Origin of the sequence: Serratia sp. JSRIV002 (assembly GCF_019968725.1) — a bacterium.
Lineage (GTDB): Bacteria > Pseudomonadota > Gammaproteobacteria > Enterobacterales > Enterobacteriaceae > Chania > Chania fonticola_B.
Genome location: NZ_CP074143.1, coordinates 3,554,280 through 3,580,950 on the forward strand (window position 1 = coordinate 3,554,280; position 26,671 = coordinate 3,580,950).

25 protein-coding genes are annotated in these 26,671 nt (G+C 54.9%); 7 read left to right on the top strand and 18 right to left on the bottom strand.

The window, feature by feature from the left end; all coding sequences use genetic code 11:
- Nucleotides 1–206 precede the first annotated feature (206 nt).
- Both KGP26_RS16725 and KGP26_RS16730 read left to right on the top strand, forming a co-directional pair.
- Nucleotides 207–899, top strand: a complete 693-nt coding sequence (locus KGP26_RS16725) for an IclR family transcriptional regulator (protein WP_021805653.1) — start codon at nucleotides 207–209, stop codon at nucleotides 897–899.
- A 101-nt stretch (nucleotides 900–1,000) separates the two neighbouring features.
- Nucleotides 1,001–1,387, top strand: a complete 387-nt coding sequence (locus tag KGP26_RS16730; RefSeq protein ID WP_024486415.1) for a helix-turn-helix domain-containing protein — start codon at nucleotides 1,001–1,003, stop codon at nucleotides 1,385–1,387.
- Between the two features lie 702 nt (nucleotides 1,388–2,089).
- Here KGP26_RS16730 and KGP26_RS16735 read toward each other — a convergent pair.
- Nucleotides 2,090–2,254 (bottom strand): hypothetical protein, encoded by a 165-nt coding sequence (locus KGP26_RS16735; RefSeq protein ID WP_021805654.1) that lies wholly within the window; start codon nucleotides 2,252–2,254, stop codon nucleotides 2,090–2,092.
- Nucleotides 2,255–2,744: 490 nt separating this feature from the next.
- Complete coding sequence (lysM, locus tag KGP26_RS16740) at nucleotides 2,745–3,185, bottom strand: peptidoglycan-binding protein LysM (RefSeq protein WP_024529735.1); 441 nt, start codon at nucleotides 3,183–3,185, stop codon at nucleotides 2,745–2,747.
- A 225-nt stretch (nucleotides 3,186–3,410) separates the two neighbouring features.
- Here lysM and KGP26_RS16745 point away from each other — a divergent pair, with 225 nt between their 5' ends.
- Nucleotides 3,411–3,602, top strand: a complete 192-nt coding sequence (locus tag KGP26_RS16745; RefSeq protein ID WP_021181014.1) for a YebW family protein — start codon at nucleotides 3,411–3,413, stop codon at nucleotides 3,600–3,602.
- 85 nt (nucleotides 3,603–3,687) lie between these two features.
- On the opposite strand, the gene ompC is transcribed toward KGP26_RS16745, so the two are convergent.
- The 7 genes from ompC to KGP26_RS16780 all read right to left on the bottom strand — a co-directional run bounded on the left by ompC (nucleotide 3,688) and on the right by KGP26_RS16780 (nucleotide 13,018).
- Nucleotides 3,688–4,770 (bottom strand): porin OmpC, encoded by a 1,083-nt coding sequence (gene ompC, locus KGP26_RS16750; RefSeq protein ID WP_021805655.1) that lies wholly within the window; start codon nucleotides 4,768–4,770, stop codon nucleotides 3,688–3,690.
- Between the two features lie 578 nt (nucleotides 4,771–5,348).
- Nucleotides 5,349–6,332: a succinylglutamate desuccinylase gene (gene astE / locus KGP26_RS16755; RefSeq protein WP_094983195.1), complete on the bottom strand. Its 984-nt coding sequence runs from the start codon at nucleotides 6,330–6,332 to the stop codon at nucleotides 5,349–5,351.
- Nucleotides 6,333–6,344: 12 nt separating this feature from the next.
- Nucleotides 6,345–7,685 (bottom strand): N-succinylarginine dihydrolase, encoded by a 1,341-nt coding sequence (gene astB / locus KGP26_RS16760; protein WP_223664300.1) that lies wholly within the window; start codon nucleotides 7,683–7,685, stop codon nucleotides 6,345–6,347.
- Between the two features lie 27 nt (nucleotides 7,686–7,712).
- Nucleotides 7,713–9,185 (bottom strand): succinylglutamate-semialdehyde dehydrogenase, encoded by a 1,473-nt coding sequence (gene astD / locus KGP26_RS16765; RefSeq protein ID WP_223664301.1) that lies wholly within the window; start codon nucleotides 9,183–9,185, stop codon nucleotides 7,713–7,715.
- Entirely contained in the window at nucleotides 9,185–10,219 is a 1,035-nt protein-coding gene (gene astA, locus KGP26_RS16770) for an arginine N-succinyltransferase (protein ID WP_021805657.1), read from the bottom strand. Before astA ends, astD begins: the two co-directional genes overlap by 1 nt.
- Before the next feature lie 50 nt (nucleotides 10,220–10,269).
- Nucleotides 10,270–11,484 carry an aspartate aminotransferase family protein gene (locus KGP26_RS16775; protein ID WP_223664302.1) on the bottom strand — a complete coding sequence of 405 codons (1,215 nt, stop codon included), beginning with the start codon at nucleotides 11,482–11,484 and terminating at the stop codon, nucleotides 10,270–10,272.
- Between the two features lie 598 nt (nucleotides 11,485–12,082).
- Nucleotides 12,083–13,018, bottom strand: coding sequence for an IS110 family transposase (locus KGP26_RS16780; RefSeq protein WP_059199132.1), 936 nt, complete (start codon nucleotides 13,016–13,018; stop codon nucleotides 12,083–12,085).
- A 462-nt stretch (nucleotides 13,019–13,480) separates the two neighbouring features.
- On the opposite strand from KGP26_RS16780, the gene KGP26_RS16785 reads away from it, so the two are divergent.
- A complete protein-coding gene (locus KGP26_RS16785) occupies nucleotides 13,481–14,455 on the top strand; it encodes an alpha/beta hydrolase (RefSeq protein WP_223664304.1) in 975 nt (324 codons plus the stop codon).
- On the opposite strand, the gene KGP26_RS16790 is transcribed toward KGP26_RS16785, so the two are convergent.
- Nucleotides 14,452–15,861 (bottom strand): PLP-dependent aminotransferase family protein, encoded by a 1,410-nt coding sequence (locus tag KGP26_RS16790; protein ID WP_021805660.1) that lies wholly within the window; start codon nucleotides 15,859–15,861, stop codon nucleotides 14,452–14,454. The genes KGP26_RS16785 and KGP26_RS16790 overlap by 4 nt on opposite strands.
- 141 nt (nucleotides 15,862–16,002) lie before the next feature.
- Here KGP26_RS16790 and KGP26_RS16795 point away from each other — a divergent pair, with 141 nt between their 5' ends.
- Genes KGP26_RS16795 through KGP26_RS16805 form a run of 3 tightly spaced genes read left to right on the top strand, consistent with a single transcriptional unit; the run spans nucleotide 16,003 to nucleotide 18,571 of the window.
- A complete protein-coding gene (locus tag KGP26_RS16795; RefSeq protein ID WP_059201082.1) occupies nucleotides 16,003–17,403 on the top strand; it encodes a cytochrome ubiquinol oxidase subunit I in 1,401 nt (466 codons plus the stop codon).
- Nucleotides 17,404–17,405: 2 nt separating this feature from the next.
- Nucleotides 17,406–18,413 (top strand): cytochrome d ubiquinol oxidase subunit II, encoded by a 1,008-nt coding sequence (gene cydB / locus KGP26_RS16800; protein ID WP_059201083.1) that lies wholly within the window; start codon nucleotides 17,406–17,408, stop codon nucleotides 18,411–18,413.
- A gap of 14 nt (nucleotides 18,414–18,427) precedes the next feature.
- Nucleotides 18,428–18,571 carry a DUF2474 domain-containing protein gene (locus KGP26_RS16805; protein ID WP_094983222.1) on the top strand — a complete coding sequence of 48 codons (144 nt, stop codon included), beginning with the start codon at nucleotides 18,428–18,430 and terminating at the stop codon, nucleotides 18,569–18,571.
- Nucleotides 18,572–18,574: 3 nt separating this feature from the next.
- On the opposite strand, the gene KGP26_RS16810 is transcribed toward KGP26_RS16805, so the two are convergent.
- From KGP26_RS16810 to KGP26_RS16845, 8 genes are read right to left on the bottom strand one after another with little or no spacing between them, the layout of a single operon-like run.
- Entirely contained in the window at nucleotides 18,575–19,663 is a 1,089-nt protein-coding gene (locus KGP26_RS16810) for an acyl-CoA desaturase (protein ID WP_037375557.1), read from the bottom strand.
- A gap of 2 nt (nucleotides 19,664–19,665) precedes the next feature.
- Complete coding sequence (locus KGP26_RS16815; protein WP_021805665.1) at nucleotides 19,666–20,760, bottom strand: acyl-CoA desaturase; 1,095 nt, start codon at nucleotides 20,758–20,760, stop codon at nucleotides 19,666–19,668.
- Nucleotides 20,753–21,871, bottom strand: coding sequence for a sterol desaturase family protein (locus KGP26_RS16820; RefSeq protein ID WP_223664306.1), 1,119 nt, complete (start codon nucleotides 21,869–21,871; stop codon nucleotides 20,753–20,755). The genes KGP26_RS16815 and KGP26_RS16820 overlap by 8 nt, the downstream gene beginning before the upstream one ends.
- A complete protein-coding gene (locus KGP26_RS16825; RefSeq protein ID WP_021805667.1) occupies nucleotides 21,868–22,485 on the bottom strand; it encodes a phosphatase PAP2 family protein in 618 nt (205 codons plus the stop codon). The genes KGP26_RS16820 and KGP26_RS16825 overlap by 4 nt, the downstream gene beginning before the upstream one ends.
- Nucleotides 22,482–23,768 (bottom strand): F390 synthetase-related protein, encoded by a 1,287-nt coding sequence (locus KGP26_RS16830; RefSeq protein ID WP_094983217.1) that lies wholly within the window; start codon nucleotides 23,766–23,768, stop codon nucleotides 22,482–22,484. The genes KGP26_RS16825 and KGP26_RS16830 overlap by 4 nt, the downstream gene beginning before the upstream one ends.
- Entirely contained in the window at nucleotides 23,765–24,571 is an 807-nt protein-coding gene (locus tag KGP26_RS16835) for an MBL fold metallo-hydrolase (RefSeq protein WP_021805669.1), read from the bottom strand. Before KGP26_RS16835 ends, KGP26_RS16830 begins: the two co-directional genes overlap by 4 nt.
- Complete coding sequence (locus tag KGP26_RS16840; RefSeq protein WP_021805670.1) at nucleotides 24,564–25,580, bottom strand: NAD(P)-dependent oxidoreductase; 1,017 nt, start codon at nucleotides 25,578–25,580, stop codon at nucleotides 24,564–24,566. Before KGP26_RS16840 ends, KGP26_RS16835 begins: the two co-directional genes overlap by 8 nt.
- The gene (locus tag KGP26_RS16845; protein WP_021805671.1) at nucleotides 25,577–26,584 is read right to left on the bottom strand and encodes a 3-oxoacyl-[acyl-carrier-protein] synthase III C-terminal domain-containing protein; all 1,008 of its coding nucleotides are present in this window, start codon (nucleotides 26,582–26,584) and stop codon (nucleotides 25,577–25,579) included. Before KGP26_RS16845 ends, KGP26_RS16840 begins: the two co-directional genes overlap by 4 nt.
- Nucleotides 26,585–26,671 lie beyond the last annotated feature (87 nt).

Below are 26,671 nucleotides of genomic sequence, written 5' to 3' on the forward strand. Positions count from 1 at the left end.
GGTAATCACACGCCCTGGTGTTCACTATAAATAAACCGAGTTAACCCATAGTATATTGAAGCAGATCAATCCACCTCAAAATAGTTAGTCCTTGCGCGCTGAAAATGCTGCTGCTGCGGAAGCCAGGATCGGGTTAACTGGGGCATTCACCGCCTTAAACTGGTAAAGTGAGCGGATCGAAGTATTAGCAAGTCAAGGTAAGCAGAATGTCGGAAGTTCAAGGCGTAAATTCGGTCGATATTGCCGTGTCGGTATTAGAGAGTGTCACCGCACTGGGGGGAAACGCCCGCGCTTCGGATATCGCCAAACACAGCGGGCTTTCGAAAAGCCGGCTGCATAAATATCTGGTTTCACTGTGCCGTAGCCAGATGCTGTATCAAGAGCAGGAGACCAGCCGCTACTCGCTTGGCAGCAAGCTGTTGGCGCTCGCGGCGGCGGCAGGCAAACAGCAGACGTTGGCGACAATCATCAATAATGCGCTGTGTGAGCTGCGTGATGAGTTGAATTACTCCACCGGCTGGGCGGTGCGACAAGGAAGTAGCATCTTGCTGACGCGCTATAATCGCAGCCATAAAAATATCGATATCGACTACCTCGAAAACACCCTCATCCCTATGAATGCCAGTGCGGCGGGTTATGCCTATCAGGCGTTTGATGGCTCTATTACCCCCCTGCTTGAGGCTAAAGAGCTCGAAAAGATCCGTCTGCAGGGCTATGCGGTACGTTACAATGTTACCGAAGGCATCCCAGGGGCACGCGCGATTGCCTGCCCGATTTTCAGCCAGGATAACGTCCTGTTGGGGATGGCGATCACCATGGGGTTTATTCCAGACGACCCGGAAGAGATTGTTCGTCTGGCTGACCGCCTGATGGCAAAGGTCAAAACGATCCCGCTTTAACCGGCACGAAGGTGACAACCCGGAGCCTGTAAGGTACGCTAAGTGAGCCTGCCGTAAGCTCTGCGCTGCGGTTAAACGACAAAATCAATTGGGTAAAGTTATTGATACAAGAACATCATCTCGCACTAGTCTGCGCACTCAGTAAATGGGTCGAAACCCACCTGGGACGAGTGATCCACCTTGAAGAGTTGGCCGAGTATTCCGGCTATTCACTGTGGCATATGCAGAAGCTGTTCAAAGAAGCGACGGGGATCTCGCTGGGCAAATACATCCGCGAGCGCCGCCTTGCCGGAGCGGTGTACCAGTTGCGTAGCAGCGAGGCTTCCATTTTTGATATCGCCTTGGATTTTGGTTTCGGTTCCCAATCTCACTTCACCTACATGTTCAGAAAGCGTTTCAACATTACGCCCTATGACTTCCGCCAGGATTTGAGTGTCGATCTGCACATCGAGCCTCCGCTGCATATTATTCACCAGAAGATGGCGTGAGACGGCAGCGGGTTGCTTAAGTTATTACAAAAGAAACGGCCCCAGAAAGGAGCCGTTGGCTGAGTATGTCAGCTATGTCAGGATTGTTGATTAGTCATCCAGCGTTACTTTAGTGCTACCGCCACGAGTACAGCAATGCAAACCCAAAACACCGCCGTGGCGATCACAACATGGGATAATCTTGCACGGGAGAGTAATTGACTCATAAACACCTCGCTTACATCGGCAATAGAACTGACAGAGATTTCCGTACAGATTAGTCTTAGCTTAGCAGGGCCTGACTAGTTACGACAGCGTGCTCATTCGGGGTAAATAACAATATTTGATTAACATCACAAACACATTTAAGAAATACATTCACTTTAATAATTCATTGCGACTTAAATATAATTAAAGTGAATTTATTTAGATAAGTTAACCAATAAAGTCCGCAGACCATGCTGCCTGACTCTCATAAGGAAAGGCCATCAAAAAGTGTGTCATCTCCCTGCTACACCCGAGCTGTAGCGGCTTTGCCGGGGCAGAAAAAATGCCATCCAACTATCCATTGTCTATTTAATGGCCCACAACCGACGAATGATTCACCATAACCTTTATTAGTGGTTTAATCGCAGCTAGTACGTTAAGTCCCAAATAAACCAAGGCATATGGCAAAAATATTTCATCGTCGAATCAAGGATTGCGATAAACGCAGATCCAACTTCAGCCGCCTTTGATGTAACAACTTTTGGCATCGACCTCTTGATCGTTATGCCGCAGATCGGATAAATACGTGATGCCAAACAAGATCGACACGACAAGCAACACTGAGATCAATAAGGCAATGACCGCAATAAGCTTGGTTTCATCATGCGGATTATGTTCCATTTTATCTCCTAAAAACAGTAAGTAACTCCCACCCACTGTGTGATCGTCAACGTAAGAATGATCAATATGCAGCAACCGCCGTCAACGTTGTGCTGACCCGTTGCGCATTGTCCATGGTTTTCCTGGTGTTTTTTTGTCTAATGGGGCGTTCACACCCTCTACTCTCTTATCACCTAGCATAACGCCTTGATGCAAAAAAGGGATAACCCTAGGCTCAAGCAACAACCCAATTTACGCCAGAGATGGCTAAGATTTTTCTTGCATGCAGACGCTACCAATTTTCTGCAACAGGGTCAAGATTCTGAAGGTTAGTCACCAGCTTGTGGACTGGAAACATTCTTTGGGTTTATCGAATTGCGGGTGGGAAACTTATAGGGGTTAACATATGTATGAACATACGCATTGGTGAGGGATTGCTGCACAGCGCCCCAGATGGGGCGCCGGATTACGCCGTTCTAAGCTCGAGCGTCAATTACCCTGGCTTTCAGCATCATTGCGGGATGCGCAATACCTGGCCCGGATAGATTTTATCTGGATGGCTTAGCATTGGTTTGTTGGCTTCAAAGATCTTGTTGTACAGGTTGGCATTGCCATACATCTCTTTGGCAACGGCACTCAGGGTATCGCCCTTCTTGACGGTGTAAAAGCGGCTTTCCGCTTCTGGTTGCGCCACTGCCACATTATCTTCCACGCCGCTGATACCCGCCACGTTACCCACGGCTACCAGAATTTTTTCTTTCAGTTCCTGGCTGATACCGTTCCCGGTGACCACAGCCTTGCCATCAACGACCTGAACATCCACCTTGTCCGTATCTGGCAGGCCGCTGTTATCAAGGTGCGCTTTCAGCTTGGCGCTTTGATCTTCAGCGTTACCACTCACCGTATCCCACAGTTTTGCGCCAGCTTCTTTGACGAAGTTAAACAATCCCATATTCGCTCCCGTTAATGATTGGATAGTTAAGAAATTTTAAAACTTGTTAAGCTTAGCAGTACCGAGCGGAACTTCAATCCTCTAAGGGATGATTAAACGCTGCCATAATTCTGAAAATACCGTTTTTGTCTGGTCAATTATTATTTTTTTGTATTAATTAGCTAAATTCAGCCAAATTTTACCTACAATAGGGATTGGAACCTTAATGGGGGGACGCAATAGGTTATGTACGCATTGGTGATGTTCGTTTGCTATCTGGATGGTGGCTGTGCCGACATCGTTGTCGACGTGCTGCGTGATGAGCATCAATGCCTGGTAGCGATGAAAGAACAACGGTTACGTCATGCTGGGTGTTTTCCGATCGAGGACTTTATCGACGGCTTCTGGCTGCCTGCCAGCGAGTACGCTCCTTTCTGATCCCACGCGCCAAACTGAAAAAGGCAGAGCTTGCGCCCTGCCTTTTGAACCACGTTCCGACACAGGAATGAGGTTTGAATACGACTTAGAAACGGTAGGTCAAGCTGGCTGCCACGATGTTGTCAGTGTTCAGTTTCAGCTTGTTATCGTCATTCAACTGGTTGATTTTGTAATCAACGTAGGTGTACATGTTTTTGTTGAAGTAGTAAGTCGCGCCGATATCGATATATTTCACCAGATCGACATCGCCGATGTTCTCAATGTCTTTACCCTTGGATTGCAGGTAAGCCAGTGATGGACGCAGGCCATTTTCGAACTGGTATTGCGCGACCACTTCAAAGTTTTGCGTCTTGTTGGCAAAGCCAGCAACGCTGTTAACCGTGATCGGGGTCATGTTGCGGGTTTCAGCATACATGGCCGCCAGATACACCTGGTTGGCGTCATACTTCAGCGCGGTGGTCCAGGCCGTCGCGCTGTCGCCTTTACCGTATTGAACGGCCTTCTGATCTTTCGTACGGTTAGAATCAGAGAAAGCTACCGCAGCGCCAATGCCGCTACCGCCGATGTCCTGATAGTCCACAGACATACCATAGCCGTCACCGTTCTGCTTGTGGATGTTGCTGCGGTCATTCTCGTTCTTACCTTGGTACTGCAAGGCGATATTCAGACCATCGACCAGACCGAAGAAGCTGCGGTTACGGTAGGTAGCCAGACCGGTAGAACGGCCATTCATGAAGTTATCGGTGAAGGTATAGGTATCGCCGCCAAACTCCGGCAGCATATCGGTATAGGATTCGACATCGTAAACCACACCGTAGTTACGGCCATAGTCAAAGGAACCGTACTCGGCGAATTTCAGACCAGCGAAGCCCAGACGAGTTTTGGTGCCTTCGGTACCCGCTGACTCGGCGTGGTTAGCCTGGACGTTGTATTCCCATTGGCCATAACCGGTCAAATCGCTGTTAATCTGCGTTTCGCCTTTAAAACCAAAACGCACATAGGTCGCGTCGCCATCGGCAGATTTGTTATCGCTGAACAAGTGCTTGGCGTTAACACGGCCGTACAGGTCGAGTTTATTGCCATCTTTGTTGTAGATTTCGGCCGCATTGGCCATTGAGGCGGCGGTGGCAAGAACAACCGCCAGGGCTACTACACTGCGTTTCATCATTTATTTTCCTAGATTTTATTAAAAGCTGCCCGTCACGCCCAATTTATGCTTTGGGCTGTGATTTTTATCATTTTGTTTTTTATCTACGCCCCTTAATAAAGCGCCATGTGACATTAGCATCATGAATAAAAACTTAAAATAAAAAAGTTCATGAAATAGCGCGCATAAAGCATGTTTATTTGTAACTAAATATTACATCAAAACACTATTCTAATATAATGATTTAAATAGATATTTAATGCATAAGCCATAACGATCACATTTAAAAGCACCAAAACAGTGCAACCACGTTTCATTTTGTGTGATTTACCTACGATTTTGAATAACCACAAAATTAGCATGCTAATCAATAGCGTTACTTATTTCACACTTTTTACTTATATCAATCTGATTACCAGGAATGGTGCAAATAATTGTATCTTTACTCTGTTTTTTACTTATTGGGGTAAATCATCGAAAGTAAGGGCACGTAACAGGCAAAATACCCTATCAACTGATTAAATAAATTACGCTATTAATGTTTGAAAGGAAAAACGGCGCCACAGGTCACTGACCTGTGGCGTAATGAACGGGTGAGATTAAAACAGGGTGCTGCGCGGTACTTCTATCAACATCATGCCTGCACGTAACCCCAATGCCACCTTGGGATTGGGAAACAGGACCCACTCCTTTTCATGCTGCACCCGATAACTATCCCCCGGTTGCTCATACAATAAAGTGCCCTGCGGCAGAGCGGTAAAATTGGCAGTCTCATCGCTCAAATGAAGTTTGAAAGATTCACTGCGTTTAATCAGCGACCGATCGACACGGAACACCCTAATCGGAACCTCCTCCCGCAAAGGGAGAGATTGCCCGCAAACCAACGCCTGCAGTGCTTCATTGATAGCGGAAAACTGCTGCAGATCGTTGCTGCCAAAGGGACGCGCCTTGCCCAATTCGAGGGTACAGCTGGCCGCCTGCGCATGCTCGCTGGAAAAGTGGCTGAACGTGCCACCAGGCGCCTGGTGTATCACCAGTGCATCCAACTCGGCGGCGTCTAGTAACGCCAACATCTCGGGGCTGTAACTCTGTAGTTGATAGGGCAGGATACCAAAACGTGGCAACAGCGATCCGCGGATCGCCGTATGCAGATCGTAATGAAAACGAGTAGCCTGCTCTCCGGCAAAGAAGCGGGTGACCACTTGCTCTAACTGCTGCGCCCGCGCCGTTTCGCCAGAGGGCTCAAACTGCTGATAGCGCCCACCAAACATGCGATTCATATCGCTTGCCAGATAACGTTGATTGGTTCGCATCGCTGGTGGATTGCCCAACACCACCAGCAAGCGCACCGCCAATGGCCGCACACCTGCGAAGATTTCGTTCACTAACCGGTCGAGCAGTTCGATCGGGGCCGTTTCATTGCCGTGAATACCGGCTGAAAGCACCACGGCTTGCCGATAGCCTTGCAGTGGAGTGAGCTCCAATAGCCCTTCCCCCAACCACTTCCAGCTCAGTGCAGCGTTTTCACCCTGGGTGGTAGCTGGTGGAGTTCCTGCCAACGTCAGAGCCAATAAATTGTTCACTATTGCCTCCGGTTACTGTTGGAACGGGTAAACATTACCCAGCCCAAGGATAGAAGTCAGAGCATCCAGTGCCGCACGCCCTTCATGCAGCAGTTGCGGGTCTGCCAGATCCTCCTGTACCAAGCGATCGCGGTAATAGCGGTCTACCCAGTCGTTCAGGGTGGCGAAAAGCGTATCGTTCATCATCACCCGTGGGTTCACCGCCCCCAACTCGGCATCGTTCAGCGCCACGCGTAAACGCAGGCAAGCCGGGCCGCCGCCGTTGCGCATACTTTCGCGCAGGTCGAACACTTTGATCTCGTCGATTGGCCCACCGCTGGCCACCATCTCCGACAGATAATGCCAAACGCCCGGATGCTGGCGGGACTCTTCCGGCACTACGATCATCATCTTGCCATCGGCTTTGGTCAGGATCTGGCTGTTAAACAGGTAGGTCGCCACCGCATCCCCCACGCTGACACGGGAGGTTGGCACTTCTATCGCCACCAGCTCCGTCTCCAGCAAGGCCATCTTACGGCGGATTTGATCCAGCCCCTGCTGCTGATGCAGGAACGCCTGCTGATGATGGAACAGCACCTGCTGATTGCTGACGGCGATCACGTCGTTATGAAAAACGCCCTGGTCGATCACCGCCGGATTCTGTTGCAGAAATACCGTTTGTTGCTCGTGCAACTGATGCAGGCGGGAGATCGCCTCGCTGGCCTCGCGCGTCTGGCGAGCCGGGTAACGCGTGGGGGCACTTTCCCCGCCAAACTCCTGCTTGCCATACACAAAGACCTGCACCCCGCGTTTGGCATAGTCGCCCCCAAGGCGGTTATGGTTGGCAGCGCCCTCATCTCCAAACAGTGCCACCTGCGGTAAGGCATCGTGGTGAGCAAAGTATTGCTCATCATTGAAGATGGCACGCAGCACGCTGGAGGTGGTTTCGGCCTCAATCGCACGATGGAATTTGTTATTCAGATTGGCGGCGGTGAAATGCACTCTCCCATCCTGACTGTCTGGCGAAGGCGAAACCGTCGCGGCATTGGCCGTCCACATGGATGAGGCCGAACTAAGCGCCGAGAGCAGGCGCGGTGAGGTTCGCATCACCTGGGCCAGCACGCTCTCGTCACTACCGCTGAAGCCCAATTTGCGCAGCGTGGGGAGATGAGGCCGTTCCTGCGGTGGCAACACGCCCTGCTGGAAGCCCATATCCGCCAGCGCTTTCATTTTCAGCAGCCCCTGCTTTGCCGCCAGCTTGGGGTTCGACACGCTGTTGCGGTGCTGCGTCGATGCCTCATTGCCAAACGACAGCCCGGCATAGTGGTGTGTCAAGCCAACCAACCCATCGAAATTGACTTCATATCCGGACATTTTGCTCTCCTGTAAACTGCCGAACGATCAGTTAAATATCAGACCCGGTGACAGGCTGGTGGGTAGCGTCAGGCTGGCACTTTCCAGCGACGCCATCGGCCAGGCGCAGTAATCTGCCGCATAGAACGCACTTGGCCGATGGTTGCCGGAAGCCCCCACACCACCGAAAGGTGCTGCGCTAGAAGCCCCGGTCAGCGGCTTGTTCCAGTTGACAATACCGGCTCGCGCCTCCAGCAGCAGCCGTTCGAACTGCTCCCGCTGCGGGGACACCAGCCCGACAGACAGGCCATAGCGCGTGTTATTAGCCATGCGCAACGCCTGGTCGAAATGGTCGTAACGAATGATCGTAGTCAGCGGGCCAAAATATTCTTCGTCTGGCACGTCCTCCACGCCGGTCACATCGATAATCCCAGGGCTTAATAACGCACTACCGCTCTCCAGCGATTTCATGGTCAACAAGGCTTTGCCACCCAATGCCAACAGATGGTGCTGAGCTGCCAGCATGTTCTCTGCCGCAGAGGAGGAAATCACCCCGCCCATAAACGGCTGAGGTTCAGCATCCCAACGGCCAATGCGCAGTGTAGATGCCACCTGAACCAGGCGTGCAATAAAGGCATCACCCTGCGGCCCATTTTTCACCAAGATGCGGCGAGCACAGGTACAGCGCTGCCCGGCAGAAATAAACGCCGATTGAATGGCCAGATTCACCGCCGCGTCACAATCTTCAACCTGTTCGACGATTAGCGCGTTGTTGCCACCCATCTCCAACGCCAGGATCTTTTCTGGCTGACCGGCCAACTGGCGATGCAGGTGATAACCGGTGCCTGCGCTGCCGGTAAACAGCAGCCCATCAATATCAGCACAGCTTGCCAAGGCCTCACCGGTTTCACGCCCCCCCTGTACCAGATTGATCACCCCGTCCGGAAGCCCCGCCTGCAGCCATAGCTGTAACGTCACCTCCGCCGTTAACGGCGTCAATTCGCTAGGTTTGAACACCACGCAGTTGCCCGCCAACAGCGCCGGAACGATATGCCCATTCGGTAAGTGACCAGGGAAGTTATACGGGCCAAACACCGCCAATACGCCGTGCGGCCGATGGCGTAACACCGAGGCTCCGTCGGCCATCGCGGTTTCCGTCACCCCAGTTCGTGCCTGATAGGCCTGTAATGAAATGCCCACCTTGCCAATCATCGCCTGGACTTCGGTCAAGGTTTCCCAGCGGGGTTTGCTGGTTTCACGGCTGATGGTCTCGGCCAGATGCTGTTTATGCTCTTCCAGTAACGCCGCGAAGCGTTTTACCAACTGTTCGCGCTGCGCAAATGGCGTGCGAGCCCAGGCAGGAAAAGCCTCGCGTGCAGCTGCGCAGGCCGCAGCCACGTCGTCAATATTGGCCGCATTGGCTTGCCATAGCGGTAGGTTATCCAACGGATCGGTTTTGCTGAACTCAGCGCCTCGGCCAGCCAGCCAGACGCCATTAATTAACAATGCAGGATGCGACATTACACTTTCTCCTGAGCGATAAGCTTGATGACCCGTACCGGGCTCCCCTGCTCGACGCCCAGCGCCGCTGCCGTTTCGGCGTTGATACGCAGGCGATCATCATGCAGTTGGGCATGCACCAACAGGGCGCGATAATTCTGATAGTTGTCGTTGGCCACCAGGTAGGCTGGGGCTTCGTTGAATACCTGTGCCTCATCCAGCACCACCTTCACCAGTTTGCTGCGCTTGACCGCGCGGATCTCGTCGATCTCGGCTTCCAGCGTCGGGCCCCCGTCAAAGATATCGACGTAGCCCTGATAGCGCAGCCCTTCGGCTTCCAGCAGCTTGCGCGCTGGTGCGGTTTGCGGGTGAACCTCGCCGATCACCTTCTGCGCATCTTCGGCCAGAAAGTCGACATACAGCGGGTGTTTTGGCATCAGTTCAGCGATAAACGCCTTTTGCCCGGTGCCGCTGAGGTAGTCCGCCTTGGCGAACTCGATAGAAAAGAAGTGGCGGCCAACGCTTTCCCAGAAGGGGGAACGGCCATTTTCATCGGAATAACCGCGCATCTCCGCTATCACTTTGCGGGAGAATTGATTGCGAAATGCGGCCATAAACAGGAAGCGAACCTTTGACAGCAGCTTGCCATTCTCACCATGCCGATAGTCCGGATCGAGAAACAGCGTACAGAGTTCCGAATGACCGGTATGATCGTTGCTTAAAAACAGCGTTGGCACCGATTTATAGACATTAAGCTGTTTTGAGGCATGCACCTGGGTACCGACGCGGAAGCTATACCAGGGTTCGGTCAGCCCAACCGCGACTTCGATCGCACTGACGCCAACGACCTGTTGCCGTTCGGTATCCTCCATCACAAACAGATAGCAGCGATCGCTTTGGGGAAGTTCGCCTTGCCAGGTTTTTAACGCCCGCTCAATACGTGCCGACAGCGTCTCTTCATTCTGCGGCAAAGAGGTGAGGCCAATACCGGATTTACCGGCGAGCGTCAGCAGGTCAGCCAGGTCACGACGCTCTATGGGGCGGATAATCATCATAATGCGAACCTCGGAAGTCATCGGCTGCGCACCGGGCGCAGCCGCCTTGATTAGCTGCAAATCCGCGCCACAGCACGCGCGAATCGCGCCAGCCCCTCTTTCACATCCTGTTCCGGGATGATCAGCGAAGGCGTAAAGCGCACCACGTCCGGACCCGCGATCAGGGCTATCACCCCTTCCTCGTTAGCCAGTTGGGTGATCTGCTTGGCTCTACCGGCATATTCCGGGTTCAGAGCGCAACCAATTAACAGACCCGCCCCGCGGATTTCGCTAAAGATCGGATACTGTAGGTTGATTTCCGTCAGCCCGGCGATAAACCATTCGAGACGCTGCTTCACCCCATCGAGCACCTCCGGTGTGTTAATCAGCGAGAACACCACCCCAGCCACTGCCGCTGCCAGCGGATTGCCGCCGTAGGTGGTACCATGAGTGCCGACGCCCAGCGTTTTTGCCAGTTTGTCGGTGGTGATCATCGCACCGATCGGGAAACCGCCGCCCAACGCCTTGGCGGTGGTCAACACGTCCGGTACCACCCCGTAATTCATATAGGCATACAGCGAGCCAGTTCGGCCCACGCCGGTTTGCACCTCATCAAAGATCAGCAGTGCGCCGTGGCGATCGCACAGTTCACGCAACCCTTGCAGGAATTGCGCTTGTGCCGGTACCACACCGCCCTCGCCCTGAATCGGCTCAACGATCACCGCGCAGGTACGGTCGTTAATCACCTGAGCAGCGGCGGCCAGATCGTTAAACGGCGTGTGGGTAATACCGCCAGGCAGTGGCGCAAAATCCTGTGAGTATTTTGGTTGGCCCCCGGCAGAAACGGTAAACAGGGTGCGACCATGAAACGCGTTATTGAACGCGACGATCTGGTTCTTTTCTCTGTTACCACTATCCAGTGCATATTTTCGCGCTAGCTTCAGCGCGGCCTCGTTGGCTTCCGCACCGGAGTTGCAGAAAAATACCTTGTCGGCAAAGGTGGCATCAATCAGCTGTTTGGCCAGGCGCAACACCGGCTCGTTGGTATAACCGTTGCCCAGATGCCAAAGCTTGCCGGCCTGTTCGACCAGCGCGGCCAACACCTGCGGATGGGCGTGGCCCAGGGCGTTGACGGCAATGCCTCCGGCGAAATCAATATAGGATTTCCCCTGCTGATCCCAAACCTGTGAGCCTTCTCCCCGCACCAAAATAAAGTCCGCAGGGGCATAAACCGGGATCATCCAGTCGTCGAAAGACTGGCGGGTAACTGCGATTGGCTGTTCCATAATGACCTCATAACGTCAGCAAAGGCTGAATTTTGGCGGTAAGGACCGCTCTGGTGGCGCAAGGCCGGCGAAAAAGCAAATTAACCCTATTATCCGGTGTCTTTTCTGGCCGACGATAATGCTGCTCAGCGCCGCCTATTCAGATACAAACCTGTTACATAAAATCGGTTATTCACTATTAATGCCGCATTTAGCGCCCCGGAGCGGGGAATAAATGTTAATGAGTAGTTAAAATACAGCCCATTTGATAAATAGTGTAGAGCAGCTATCGTGCCAGAACGGGGTTTTTGACGGATTTACCAATTTTTTTCGTTAAAACAAGGAGTTATATTGCATAAATATTCAATAATTATGCATTTGTAATGATTAATGGCAAAAATAGGGCCTAAAATCATCAGCGACGGAGAAATCCTATTCAATCGCAAAATTCTTTCGCTTTTCTGATCCTGCTCGCAAAAATAATTGCGTGAGATGGCGGGATCGGCGCCCTTTTGCACCGCAATTGTGCAATGCGCCCTCATTTAGCGCAGCAAAATGCCCCTCACCCTAACCCTCTCCCACAGGGAGAGCAGCTGTGTTTAAAATCAACGGGTGATGATTAATTTGTCACCCATTTTTTATTATCCCGCAGCATCGCATTCAGGATGGTTAGCAGCTTTCTCACGCAGGCGGTCACCGCCACCTTGAACGGTTTTCCACGCCCTGTCAGGCGCTCGTAAAACTCCCGGATTGTCGGGTTGTACCGCACCGCTGACAAGGTCGCCATGTATAGCGCTGAACGCACCGCGCTTCGCCCTCCCCAGATACTTCGCTTCCCTTTCATTTTTCCACTGTCATGGGCATAGGGACACACGCCAACCAACGCGCTTATTTTGTGCCGATTCAGCCTCCCCAGCTCCGGCAACATCGCAAGAAGCACCGCCATCGTTGTCGGCCCGATACCTTTGACTTCCTCCAACAACGTCGCCTTTTCCCGCCACAGAGGCATCACTTTTATTTGCCTGTCGATATCGTCATCTGCATCCCGGATTTCAGCGGTCAGCCAGTCGATATGCCGCTTGATGCCCGCTGAGACCACCACGTCATCGCAGCTTTTATAGCGGTTTATCTCCATGGTCCTGTTATCGACCAGTTGGCGACGGCGGGTCACCATCCCGGCCAGACGCTGCGTCTGTTCATCCGGTGTGGGGCGGGCTTCGGGCTCCATTCTCCGGCCAAACTCGCAGATGATACGCGCATCATTCGGGTCGGTTTTGTACAGGGTCCCTAGCGCACGAGCGAAGTTTTTTACCTGGCGTGGATTGACCACGGCCACGGGTAACCCAGCCAACTCAAGCGTGGCGGCCAGCAACGAGTGATATCGGCCTGTCGCCTCCATCACGACAAGCTTGACGGTGATGGCAGAGAGCGAACTCAGCAACTGCTGATGGCCTTCCGGTGTGTTATCCAGATGCAGAAGCTGACGAGTTGGGTCGATGTATACGTCAAAAGTGTCTTTGGCAATGTCGATACCGACGGTTGCATGTTCAGTCATTTCAAGTCTCCCGGCCTTGTAAGATACGGGCTGGCTGATGCCGCCCTGGCAGCTGTTCGGGTTAACAGGAAAACTGACGCCACGCCATAAGCTCTCCCACGGGCTTGTTGTCCCAGAGGGGAATCGGGCTGTAGCGTCAGGTACAACTCGGTTAAAGTCTACCCGCCTTTGGGCGGGTAATTAAAGTACCTTAAACATACAAGGGGACAGTCCGTGCCACAATTTATCTGGGTGTTCGTCCTTTTGTTGGGGGCCGATCGAGTGGATTTGAAACTGTGGTGATTCACCTTTGCATGAGGAGATGCGTTTGCTGAGAGGAGCACTTTACTTCCAAATGAGCAGGAGCTATCAGCTCCCTCTCCCTATGGGAGAGGGTTGGGGTGAGGGCACACTCCCAGTCTTTGACTACACTGATAAGTTACCCCGTACTCAATGTTCCTCCTCAACCTTAAGGATCCCAACATGAGCAAGAAAACCTTTGATGCCACCCAGCCCGCAGCGGTCAAAGACGTAGCCGCCTTTCTGGCGGAGTTGAATGCCAGCGGCGGCAAACCGATGGAGCAGATGAAGCCGAAGGAGGCACGTAAGGTGTTGGAAGGCGCGCAACGCAGCGTCGAGGTGGTACAGCGTGAGGTCGAGATCGAAGAGAAAACCATTCACGTGGCCGGTCAGGACATCCTGCTGCACATCGTGCGCCCGCCACGAGTGAAAGGTAAATTGCCGGTATTCATGTTTTTCCACGGCGGTGGTTGGGTATTGGGTGACTTCCCGACTCACGAACGATTGGTGCGCGATCTGGTTTACAGTTCCGGAGCGGTCGCGGTGTTTGTCAATTACACACCGTCGCCAGAAGCCCAGTATCCCACCGCCATCGAGCAAGCCTACGCGGCGACGGAATGGGTGGCGGAATACGGAGAAAAGATCAACGTCGACGGTACACGGCTGGCGGTAGTAGGTAATAGCGTTGGCGGTAATATGGCGACGGTGGTCAGCCTGATGGCTAAAGAGCGAGGCACGCCGGCACTGCGCTGCCAAATCCTGCTGTGGCCGGTCACCCACGCCAGTTTTGATCGCGATTCCTCTCATCAGTTTGCTGAAGGCCATTTCCTGACGCGCAATATGATGAAGTGGTTTTGGGACAACTACACCACCGACAAGGCCCAGCGTAAGGAGATCTACGCCTCACCGCTCAATGCAAGCCTGGAACAGCTGCAAGGGCTGCCACCCGCGCTGATCCAGACCGCCGAACTGGACGTACTGCGGGATGAGGGGGAAGCCTATGCCCGCCTGCTGAACGCGGCTGGCGTCGAGGTGACCGCCACTCGCTACAATGGGCTGATCCACGATTACGGCCTGTTAAACCCACTCGCCCAGGTTCCGGCGGTGCATTCGGCTATTCATCAGGCCGGACGTGCATTGAAGCATTACCTGGCCTAATCCAGGCTACGGATCAGCCTGGCCAAGGTCTTGATGGCGGTTTCAAGCCTGTCGCTCCACTCAAAGGAGGCGTTCAGGCGGAAACAGTGGTTGAAACGATCGCCGGTGGTGAACATTCGCCCCGGCGCAATACTGATGCCCTCTGCCAGCGCACGCTGGTAGAGCTCCATGGATGACTGTGTCGCCTCCAGCTCCAGCCACAGGAAATAGCCTCCGTCCGGCTGGCTGACCTTCACCGTCGGCGGGAAGTGTTGGGCGATCGCCTGATGCATGGCACTTTGGCGCTGGGCCAATAAACGCCTCAGGCGACGCAGATGGGTATCATAACCGCCATGCAGCAGATAATCGGCAATCGCCATCTGGGTCGGCACGCTGGTTGAAACAGTGCTCATCAACTGCAAGCGCTGAATTTGCGGTGCATATCGCCCTGCGGCTACCCAACCCACGCGAAATCCCGGAGCCAGACATTTTGAGAACGACGAGCAGTGCAAAATCTGCCCGCCCTGATCCAACGCCTTGGCTGGCAAGGGGCGCTCGGCGCTGAAATAGAGCTCGCCGTACACATCGTCTTCCAACAACGAGATCTGATGCTCGCGCAGCATCGTCACCAGCCGTTGTTTATTCTCATCCGACATGCTCGACCCTTGCGGATTCTGGAAATGGGTCATCAGCCAGCAGGCCTTGATCGGATACTGCTCAATCGCCTGCTGTAACGAATCCAGATCGATTCCGTGCTGCGGGTGGGTAGCGATCGCCACCGCTTTCAGTTTCAGGCGTTCCAGCGCCTGCAACGCGCCGTAAAATGCCGGGGATTCAATCGCCACCGTGTCCCCCGGCTGCGTCACCGCTTGCAGGCTTAGGCTTAACGACTCCATCGCTCCGGCGGTGATCACAATCTCATCAGGGGAGACCTGCATCCCATTCAGCGCATAGCGTTGGGCAATATGGCGACGCAATGCCTCGTTGCCGGGCGGCAGATTGGCAAGGGAACTGTGAGGTGTGAATTTTCGGGCTACGCTGCTCAGCGCCCTGGCCAACTTGGGTTGCATAAACAGGGTGGCATCCGGGAAAGCCGAACCGAAGGGCACAATCTCTGGATCCTTACAGGCTTGTAGCACGTCAAAGATAAAGGCGTTGATATCCACCTGTTCGCTTACCAGCAGTTTCTCACCCCGAATGGGCTGTGGTAACGCCTGTGAACGGGCCGCCACATAGTAACCAGACTGCGGCCGCGCTACGATCCAGCCCTGGCTTTCCAGTAGCTGGTATGACTGCACCACCGTCATCAGGCTCAGCCCGGCACGTTTGCCACTTTCCCGCAGCGAGGGCAGTTTATCCCCGGCACGCCATACCCGGTTCTGGATCTGTTCGCGGATCTGCTGGGCAAGCTGTTCATATCTGGTCATACAATTCCAACTGTTATAGGAAAAAGTAAAATAACTGTCACTGTTATCGTTACTCTACTCCATGCTCTACTTAGCGCAAGTTTTAATAAGCAAGCTTTCGCTTTCCTAAGAGGCCGATTATGAACAAATCAAGGAGGCTCCATGTTCGGACTTGATGCATTGGAGCTGGCACGGATCCAGTTCGCCTTCACCGTTTCCTTCCACATTATCTTTCCGGCGATCACCATCGGCATGGCCAGCTATCTGGCGGTGCTCGAAGGCCTATGGCTGAAAACCGGCAATCAGGCTTACCGGGATTTGTACCATTTCTGGTCCAAAATCTTCGCCGTCAACTTCGGCATGGGCGTGGTTTCCGGCCTGGTGATGGCCTATCAGTTCGGCACCAACTGGAGCTTTTTCTCCGAATTTGCCGGCAGTATCACCGGCCCACTGCTGACCTATGAAGTGCTGACTGCCTTCTTCCTCGAAGCCGGATTCCTGGGCGTGATGCTGTTTGGCTGGAATCGTGTTGGCCCCGGCCTGCACTTCTTTGCCACCTGCATGGTAGCACTCGGCACGCTGATCTCCACCTTCTGGATCCTGGCCTCCAACAGCTGGATGCAGACCCCGCAGGGGCACGAGATCATCAACGGCGTGGTCGTGCCGGTTGACTGGTTCAAAGTGATCTTCAACCCGTCCTTCCCTTACCGCCTGCTGCATATGACCACCGCGGCATTCCTGTCATCGGCCTTCTTTATCGGTGCCTCGGCGGCCTGGCACCTGCTGCGTGGCCGTGATACGCCAGCCATGCGCAAGATGCTGTCAATGGCTATGTGGATGGCGCTGATCGTCGCCCCTATCCAGGCGGTGATCGGCGACGCACACGGCCTCAATACGCTGAAATATCAACCGGCCAAAATCGCCGCCATCGAAGGCCACTGGGAAAACCCGCCGGGAGAGGCCACTCCGCTGATCCTGTTCGGATGGCCGGATATGGAGCGTGAAGAAACCCGCTTTAAGGTGGAAATCCCTTACCTAGGCAGCCTGATCCTCACCCACAGCCTTACCGAGCAGGTTCCGGCGTTGAAATCCTTCGCACCAGAAGATCGCCCCAACTCCACCGTAGTGTTCTGGTCGTTCCGGATCATGGTGGCGCTGGGCATGCTGATGATCCTGGCTGGCGTGTGGAGCCTGTGGCTACGCTGGCGCGGCGGACTGTATCAGTCCAAACCCTTCCTGTACTTCATTCTGTGGATGGGGCCTTCGGGGCTGATCGCCTTGCTGGCGGGGTGGTTCACCACCGAGATTGGCCGCCAGCCATGGGTCGTCTACGGGCTGCAACGCACCGCCGATGCCGTCTCTGCCCATGGCGACATCCATATGAGCGTGAGCCTGTTGGCCTTTATCGCCGTCTACTGCTCGGTGTTTGGCGTCGGTTATTCCTACATGATGCGCCTGATCCGCAAAGGCCCGCAGGCCCATGAAGGTGACGAGCCAAGCGGCCACGGCACTCCGGCACGTCCGCTCTCAGCGGTACACGAAACTTTGGACGACAGGAGCTGAACATGGGTATCGATCTTCCGTTGATTTGGTTTGTGATCATCGTGTTTAGCACCATGATGTACGTGGTCATGGACGGCTTTGATCTGGGCATCGGCATTCTGTTCCCATGGGTGAAAGATAGCCACGATCGCGATGTGATGATGAATACCGTAGCACCGGTATGGGACGGCAACGAAACCTGGCTGGTGCTTGGCGGGGCTGCCCTGTTTGGCGCTTTCCCACTGGCGTATGCGGTGATCCTGGATGCGTTGGCCATTCCCCTCACGCTGATGCTGTTTGGCCTGATCTTCCGCGGCGTAGCCTTTGAGTTCCGCTTCAAGGCCAAACCGGAAAAACGCCATATCTGGGATAAGGCGTTTATCGGCGGTTCAATCCTGGCCACCTTCTGCCAGGGCGTGGTCGTAGGGGCGATTATCGACGGCTTCCCGGTGGAAGGCCGTGCCTATGTCGGTGGCCCCTTCGACTGGTTCACTCCGTTCGCCCTGTTCTGCGGTTTGGGCCTGGTAGTGACCTATGCGTTACTCGGCTGCACCTGGTTGGTGATGAAGACTGCCGGAAGCTTGCAGACCCGGATGCATCGTCTGACCACTCCCCTGCTGGTTAGCCTGCTGCTAATCCTGCTGGCCGTCAGCGTCTGGACGCCGATCGCTCACCCTGAAATTGCGACCCGCTGGTTCAGCCTGCCGAACCTGTTCTGGCTGCTGCCGGTGCCGCTGCTGGTGCTGCTCAGCGCCTGGGGGATCTGGCACGGCGTACGTCACGATGCCCACTATTCACCGTTCCTGCTGACGCTGCTGCTGGTGTTTCTGGGACTAAGCGGTCTGGGTATCAGCATCTGGCCGCTGCTGATCCCACCGACCATCACCCTGTGGCAAGCCGCTGCGCCGCTACAAAGCCTGGGCTTTATGCTGGTGGGCGCGCTGTTTATTATTCCGATTATTTTGGTCTACACCTTCTGGAGCTACTACGTGTTCCGCGGCAAGGTGAGCCATGAGGATGGGTATCACTGATGATGAATAAGACGATGAATGAGAACACCGCTACCATTCCCTGGTGGAAACGCGTCGGCTGGCTGGTGGTTATCTGGAGTGCCAGCGTCCTGGGGCTGTTTTTGGTCGCTTCGCTATTTCGCCTGCTGATGACCGCCGCCGGGATGAAGCCGGAATAGTTCCTACTGCTTCCCCATCGCCCCCAAAAAACGCTGTTGCATCCGCAACAGCGTTTTCAGATCCAGGCACTGATAATCCAGCCCGTGTTGGGCCGCAACCTCGGCAATGATTTTCGCCAAGGCAGGGTAATGCCGATGGCTCCAATGTGGGAACAGATGATGGGTCAGGTGCAGGTTGGCACCGCCCAGCCAGTAACCAACCCAGCGTGGCGTGGCCTGCCAGTCGAAGGTGGTGGCAAACAGATGTTGATACCAGCCATGCACCATCTTGCCCTGTTCGGGAGCCTGATAAAAATTGGCTTTGGCCCAATGGGTACCCACAATCAGCATCACAAACACCAACGACGACAGCATCTGGCTCAGCAGGTAAGTTAGCCAGATCGCGGTGGCGCTGACCTCAGGCGGCATCAGCCATAGCGGGATTGCCAACGCCAACGTGAAGTGTGCCAGCTTGCTCAGCAAGAAAACGCCCCAGCCTTTGCTCCCCTGCAACATCATCTTGGGCGTCATGCGCGTTTTGCCAGCCCGATCCAACCAGTCAAACAGCCAGATGTAATACGGGAAAGTCAGTGCCGCCACCATCGGCCAGTAGTATTGCTGCAAACGCATAAAGGTTTTGCGCTGCTGGAACGGCGTTTGCCGCAGCACGCCGTTAGGCTCAATATCCGGATCGTAACCTTCGATATTGTTGTAGGCATGGTGGAAGATAACGTGACGCACCCGCCAACAGTCCGCATCCAGCCCCAACGGGATGCTCACAATAAAGTTAAGCCAGTGGTTCAGCCGTGCCTGTTTGAAAAAGGCATTGTGTGAGGCGTCGTGCACCACGTTCACCGTCAACATCATGGCGGAGAAAATAAAACCGACGTAGCAGCCGAAATAGGCCCAGGCGTTTTGCTGTTGCAAACTGAGTGCATAAAAGCCCGCGCACACCAGGATCAGCAGCAACACCTTGGCGAACATCCCACGGTCGGCAAAGCGATGGTCGCCCCGCTCCGCCAGATAAGCCTGGCTGCCACGCATCAGCGCCAGATGAATGTCGCGGTTCTCCCTTTGGAACGCCAAGGGCCGCAGCGGCGTGGTGTCTGGCATCTTCATAGAGGCTGTTGCCCCATCGTACGTAGGAAGCGTTGCTGCTGTTGCAACAGCTCACGATAGCTGATGCAGCGATAATCCATGGCATAGCGTGGCGCGAGTTCAGCCAGAATGGCGGCTAGCGCTGGATAATGGCGGTGATTCCAGCCGGGGAACAGATGATGGGTGAGATGATAATTCAGCCCGCCGGTCAGATGATGCAACCACTTCGGCGAGGTTTCCCAGTCGCAGGCAGTGGCAAAGTTGTGCCGATACCAGCCCTGCGGCATTTGGCCTCCTTCTGGCACCGCGTAAAACTCAGCCTGCGCCCAGTGGGTACCCAGCAGTAAGAACACCACCAGCAGCGAGGCTAACATCTGGCTCAACAGATAGGCGATCAGCACCGTTTGCCAGCCAATGCCGTGTTGCTGGCAAACCACCAACGGGATCACCAGCACCACCACTATGTGACACAGTTTGCTGGCAATAAACACCGCCCAGCCCTTGCGTCCGGCCAGCACACCCTCGGCGGCCAACGGGGTTTTGCCCAACCGGTCTGACCAATCAAACACCAGCGCGATATAGGGCAGCGACAAGGCGGCAATCAGCGGCCAGTAAAGGTGCTGATAGCGCATGTGCGCTCGCCATTGCTGGAACGGCGTCTGGCGGAAAAAGCCGTTCTCTTCGGTGTCCAGATCGTAATGTTCGACGTTGGCATAAACATGGTGATAGCTGACGTGCCTTGTCCGCCAATAGTCCGGATCGACCCCCAGCGGGATCGTCACCAAACGCCCCGCCAGGCGATTCACCCAAGGAGTGCGGGCGAACGCGTTATGCGAAGCGTCATGATTGACGTTGACGTTCAGCAACATGCCCATCATGACAAAGGCAAAGTAGCACAGCATAAACGCCAGCCCCTGCTGCTGCATCAGACTAAGCAGGTAGAACCCCACACACAACAACAGTAGAACGATAGCTTTGGCCCAGCGGGTCACATCGGCAAAGCGGTGATCGTTACGACCGCTCAGATAAGCATGGGCCCGGCGTTTCAGTTCACGATGAAAGGCCTGTTCCCCATCGGCAGGGAAAGAGAGTGGCGGCAACGAATCAGCCATGCACTGCCTCCTTCTGGCGTCCCCAGCCAGCAGCAACGGCGCAGCCATGCACGGCAATGCCGCAGGTCATCATCCACCAGTAAGGTTGGTGCCAACCCAGCGCCAGCAGCAACAGCAGTGGAGCGGCCAACGCCACCAGTAACCAGACCTTTACGCCCCAGCTACGGCCTTCGGCAATCCCACCCAGCGCCACCGCACCTACCGCCAACAGCATAAACAGTACCGCCTGCTCGCCGGTCAGGCCGTTGTAGCCGTACCCGAAACGATACACGTAGCCCAGCACCAGGGCGAACAGCAGCAACGCACCACTCACCATACACCAGGCGGAACTGCGGAAACGGGCGCTATTGGCCGAGGGTTTGCAAGGCAGTTTGAAGTAACGTAAAAACGGCTGATTGCTGGCCCAGAACGGGTTAGCCGACGATTTCTCCCCGCGTACGCCATAGGCGAAAGGTTCGGTCGGCAGCGATGGGCCAAAGGTGCCAAACAGCTTGTCCCAGAAGATAAAGCTGCCGCCAAAATTACGGTTGGAATAGGCCAGATCGTTGACGTGATGCACCCGATGGTGCGCCGGAGTAACGAAGATTTTTTCCAGCCAGCCCAGTTTTGGGGTCAGCGCATTATGGTTAAACAACTGAATGCCGTAGTGCAGGATCGAAACGGTGATAAATACCGAAAGCGGCACACCGGCCAACGCCAGCAGCATAAAGAACGGGATCGACGTTAATGACGAATACCACGAGTTACGCACGCCCAACGACAGATTGAAGTGTTCGCCTTGGTGATGCACCACATGCACCGCCCACAGCAGGCGGAAACGGTGATGCAGACGGTGTAACCAGTAAAAACCAAAGTCCCACGCCAGCAGGGCAAACAGCCACACCAGCGCGACCGGCCAGCTATCTACCAGGCCCAGGCTGTAATGGGTCGCCACATAGCCATAGCAGAAGATCTCCAGCCCCCGGAACAGCCACAGCATGATATGCCCGGAGTTGAGGTTGAAGATCACATCGTGCCAATCAACGCTGCCCCGGTTGCGCTTTTGCAGCCACAGGGCTTCGCCCAGCACCACGCACAGCATAAATATTATCGGTATTACCAGATCGGTCATGGTCGTTCTCCCTGACGATAATCACTGACAATCCATCGAACATGCTGGCAGGCATAGCCTACGGCCATGGCCAACACCGCTCCACTGAGCAAATCCACCAACAGGTGACGGCGCAGTTGCAGAATAGAGAAGGCAATCGCCACTCCCCAAACCGACAACAGTACGCTGCGCCATTTTTTCCGGCTGTCCGCCACGGCCCACACGGCCAGGGCCGTCAAGGCTATATGCAAAGAAGGTAAACAGTTTTGTTTGGAATCAATCCCGATCAATGCCGCCAGCATGGTTGAGCTGAGTGAACTGCCCTGATCGACCGGGTAGTCCATCGTCGTCGGCCACAGCAGATAGATGGCCCCCGCAACAAGAGCGGCAAGCTGCATTGAGCTTCTAAGCCATTTGATCCGGCTCAGCGGACACAGCAGATAGCACAGCGGAACGATCAGGAAAAAAGACAGGTATAGCCAGATAGCATGCGGGCTGAAGGGAATGGCACGATCCAGCCAACTCGGCGTCAGCTGATAACCAGCGCCTTGCCATCGGTCAGTGCTGTTATAAATCAGGCCGACAAAGCCCCAACCCAGCAGCATTTGCCATAGGCGATAGATCACCTCTTTCATGGCACCTCCGGCAACCGTACGATACGTCGGCGTTTGGCATCGAACTGCGGCATGATGCTTTGCGCGGTCAGTTGCCATTCCAGTTGCTGCACCGCGATACCCTGCTGGGTAAACAGCGCAATCAGTTGCTGCTGGCAATGTACCAGTTCTTCCGGACTGCAGTCGGCCATCAGGTGCAGCCGCTGGCCAGACAACTGGGTCAGGCGATAATCCGCCACGGCGGGCAACGCGTTGGCAATCACCCGGCGGCACAAATCGGCAAAGACTCGCTGCGCCTCCCCCTGCAATCCTGGCAGCATCAGTTGATCGTCACAGCGTCCCTCAATCCGCTCCAACGCCATGCTGGCCTGGCCACACGGGCAAGGCTCTTTACGCCGAACCAAAATATCATCCAGCCGATAACGTACGATCGGCTGCGTACGGCGGGTAAAATCGGTGATCAGCGGGGTAAAGCGTTGCTCATCGATCCACTGTGGTTCCACGTGAATAAACTCTTCGTTCAGATGCAAGGTGCCGTGGCTACAGGTGGCAGCCAGAAAACCTTCGGTGGCCTGATAGACTTCGCCCACGTCGGCAAATACCCGCTTTAGCAGTTGGCGATCCTGCGGCTCCAGCACCTCAGCCACCGAGATCACCTTTTTCACCTGTAGTTGTAACTCGCCCCGTTCGACCGCATGAGCCAACGCGCACAATACCTGCGCAGGTGCGACCACGATGGTGGGTTGCTCCCGTTCAATCTGCGGTAAGTGCTCGGCAAAGGGTGCAAACAGATCGTAAAACGTCAGGCTCAACCAGCGGTTGTTGACGCTGTGATACAGATTGTTGTCCGCACGCAGAAACAGCGCGACACGCTCACCGGCAAATACCCCTTGCGGCAGCATTTTGGCCAGCATACCGCCAGCCCAGATCTGCTGCTCCTGCGGGCTGACCACAAATACGCCGCGCCTCCCGGAGGTGCCGGTCGATAGACCTACACTGTATTTGCCCACTTTTGGAGTGAAGTCGCGATCGGTTTCGCTGCGCCGGGCACAGGCCAACAGCGCCTCAAGTTGCAGCCCGGCGGTATTCATCCGATCAAAATGCGTCATCATGATCGCTTTGTCCATTTCTGGCCATTCGCTCACAGGTAACAGACAGTATGGCCGGAAATAGGGGCTATACGCCAATACCCGGCGGGCAAAGCGTTTTAACTGACGCGCCTGGTAAGCCTCCAGTTCTGCCCGTTCGGTGAAATGCAGCCTGCGCGCTCGCAGATAGTGCCACAGCGTCATCAGCGGGATCATAAATCCCCCTCATGGCACAACAGGATCTCCGCCGCGCCGCCGTGATGCAGCTGGTTGAGCGCTTCAAGGGTTTGGTAGTAGCTACGCGGGTTGTCCATGATCAGGTTCGCCAGCCGCGAAGGGCCACGCAGTTGCTGGTAGTTCAGCGGCGACCAGGCGGCATCGCTTGCCAGCAGCGTCCAGCCCGCGTCGGTTTGGACAAAGGCGCCAAGGTGGCCCGCAGCATGCCCTGGCAGAGGAACAATGAAGATTTGCCCATCGCTGCCCGGCAGCGCATATCCCTGCTGGAACGGTGCCAGTTCGGCTGGCAGACTCTGTAGCGGGAATGACTCCACAAACTGCAATGCGGATTCAAACTCCTCGGGGATCAACCCCGGTATAAACGCCCGCTTCAGGGCGGCAAAGCCACGCAGCTCTCGAGTTTGCTGCCAGCCCTCACCGGAACAAATCATGTTGAGGCTGCTGAAATCACGCAGGCCAGCGATATGGTCAGCATGAAAATGGGAAATAATCACCGCCTCAATATCACTCACACTGACACCCCGGCTCCGCAACTGCTCAAGCAGCGCCTGCTGTGGGCTGAAATAAACCGGGGTGATCTGGCTATACAATCGGAAAATACCGCTGGCGGTGTACTGTTGGAAATAGCTGGCATAACCGGTATCCCATAACCAGCGACGCTCTCCCACCTCCAACAGGTAGGCACGAGAGGGGAATTTGCAGCTACGCATTGGCGAGCCACGCAGCGCCATGCAGCCAAGGTGGGTACAATAGCCGATTTCAAAGGGGGTAATGTTAGCCATGCGCCGCCATCCCCTGCTGTTTCATCCATTGCCCTGTCAGCTCTATCCCCTGCTCCAGGCTATAACGTGGCCGGTAACCCAGCTCTTCAATCGCGCGGCTGTTATCCAGCGTCATATCAAAATAGGCGGCCGCCGCGCTGTAGCGCGTCAGCATCGGCTCTTTGCCGGTAAAATGGGCTATCAATTCCATGCCCCCTGCCACCGCCCACAACAGCCGGTAAGGCAATGCCTGCACCCGATATTGCCAGCCTAGCTGCTGGGCCAGCAGTTGGTGCAGCATATCCTCCAGCCGCTGCGGCTGTTGGTTGGTGATGTTATAAATGCCGCCAGAAGGCAAATTCGGCCGGTTGCTGGCCAGATCCATTGCATGCACTACGTTGAGCACAAAGGTCAGATCCAGATAGGCTTTACCGCCACCGGGCAGGCGCAGAGCACCTTTGTCACGCTGCATCTGGGCCAGGATCCTGGGTACTATCACTCGGTCATGTGGCCCAAACAGGCCACGAGGTCGCAGGATCAGGTACGTGGTTTGCGGATAGCGATGCAACAGCGCACCAATGCTCTGTTCGGCAGCATACTTACTGGCGGCGTAATGATTGGCAAACCGGCGGGCAGATTCACCCTCGGCAATGTTGTGATGATGTTTAAAGTCAAAATAGATCGCCGGGGTCGAGATATGAATAAAGCGCTTCACGCCACAGCGCCCGGCAGCTTTGGCGAGCTTTTCCGTGACGTAGGTGTTGGCCTGGAAAAACGCCCTGCGATCGCCCCACGGGGCAGATTTGGCGGCACAATGCCAGACAATGTCATACCCTTTCATCAGCTGTTCGCACTGTTCCGCCCCAGCACGGGTCAGGTCCAACGGGGTAAACTTTGCCCCCAGTGCCGCCAACTCACGGCCAACGGCTTCATCACGCCCGGTGGCATGCACCTGATGTCCGGTAGCCAGCAGCCACTCGGCCGCATTGCGCCCTAACCCACTGGTCGCTCCGGTTACCAAGACTTTCATGGCAGCAGAACCATGCCGCCCAGGGTCAGCCCAGCAGCGGTACCGATCAACATTACCGGCTGATTGGCATTCAGCCTGTCAGTGATCGCCGCCTCGTGCAACGCGGAAGGAATTGACGCCGCCACCTGGTTGCCCCGGTAACGATAGATATCCACCAACGCCTCTGGCGCTACATGCAGCCTTTTGCGCATATGTTCCAGCGAGAGATGGCTGGCCTGATGCGGCACCACGGTGGCGATTTGTGGCAAGGTGAGCCCCGCGGCGTTCAGCAAACGCTCAAGGTAGCCTTCAATCAGCGCCGAAGCCTGGCGGAACAGCTGCTTACCCTTCATATGGAACAGAAAATCGCTGTCGTTCATCCCGGCACGCGGGTTACGACGTGTGCCACCGGCGCGGATTTCACACAGATCACTGCCTTCCGGGTAGGTTTCCATCAGGTAGGACAAAATCCCGCTGCGCCCATCGCCTCGTTCCACAATGGCACAGGCGGCACCATCGCCAAAAATCAGTGAGGACTCTTCATCTTCCCAGTCGATACCGCGCGAGGCGATATCAGCAGAGACGATGGCAATACGCCGGTAAACGCCTGCGTTGAGTAGCCCAGCCGCCACCTGCAATGCGCTAATAAAGCTGACGCAGCTGGTATTGATATCAAAACCTGCGGTACCTGAGGGTAAGCCGGCGATTTTAAGAATATGCGCGGCACTAAAGGGCAATGCCTGTACGGCAATGGCCGAGGCCGAGATCAACAGATCGATGGAGTCACGCGCAATAGTATGGCGAGCCAGCGCGTCATCCAATGCGGCGACGGCCAGTTCAGCCTGGCTGGCCTGATTGCTGGCATGAAAGCGATGAATAATCCCCGAGCGTTTTTCTACATAGCCGTCGGGTTTGTTCAACTGCCGATCCAACGCCGAAGATTCGACGCAGCCGGGAGGCAAAGCCGCTCCTGTCGCAATGATTTTCAGCGGCAGCACGGGGTGGGACAGGTTATCAATGGTCATAGGTGTTCAGTCTGCTTATCCCTAACTCGTTTGGCTTAGCATCCAGCGTAATTAATCAAACTTTTTACGCTCTTTTGATCTAGCCCT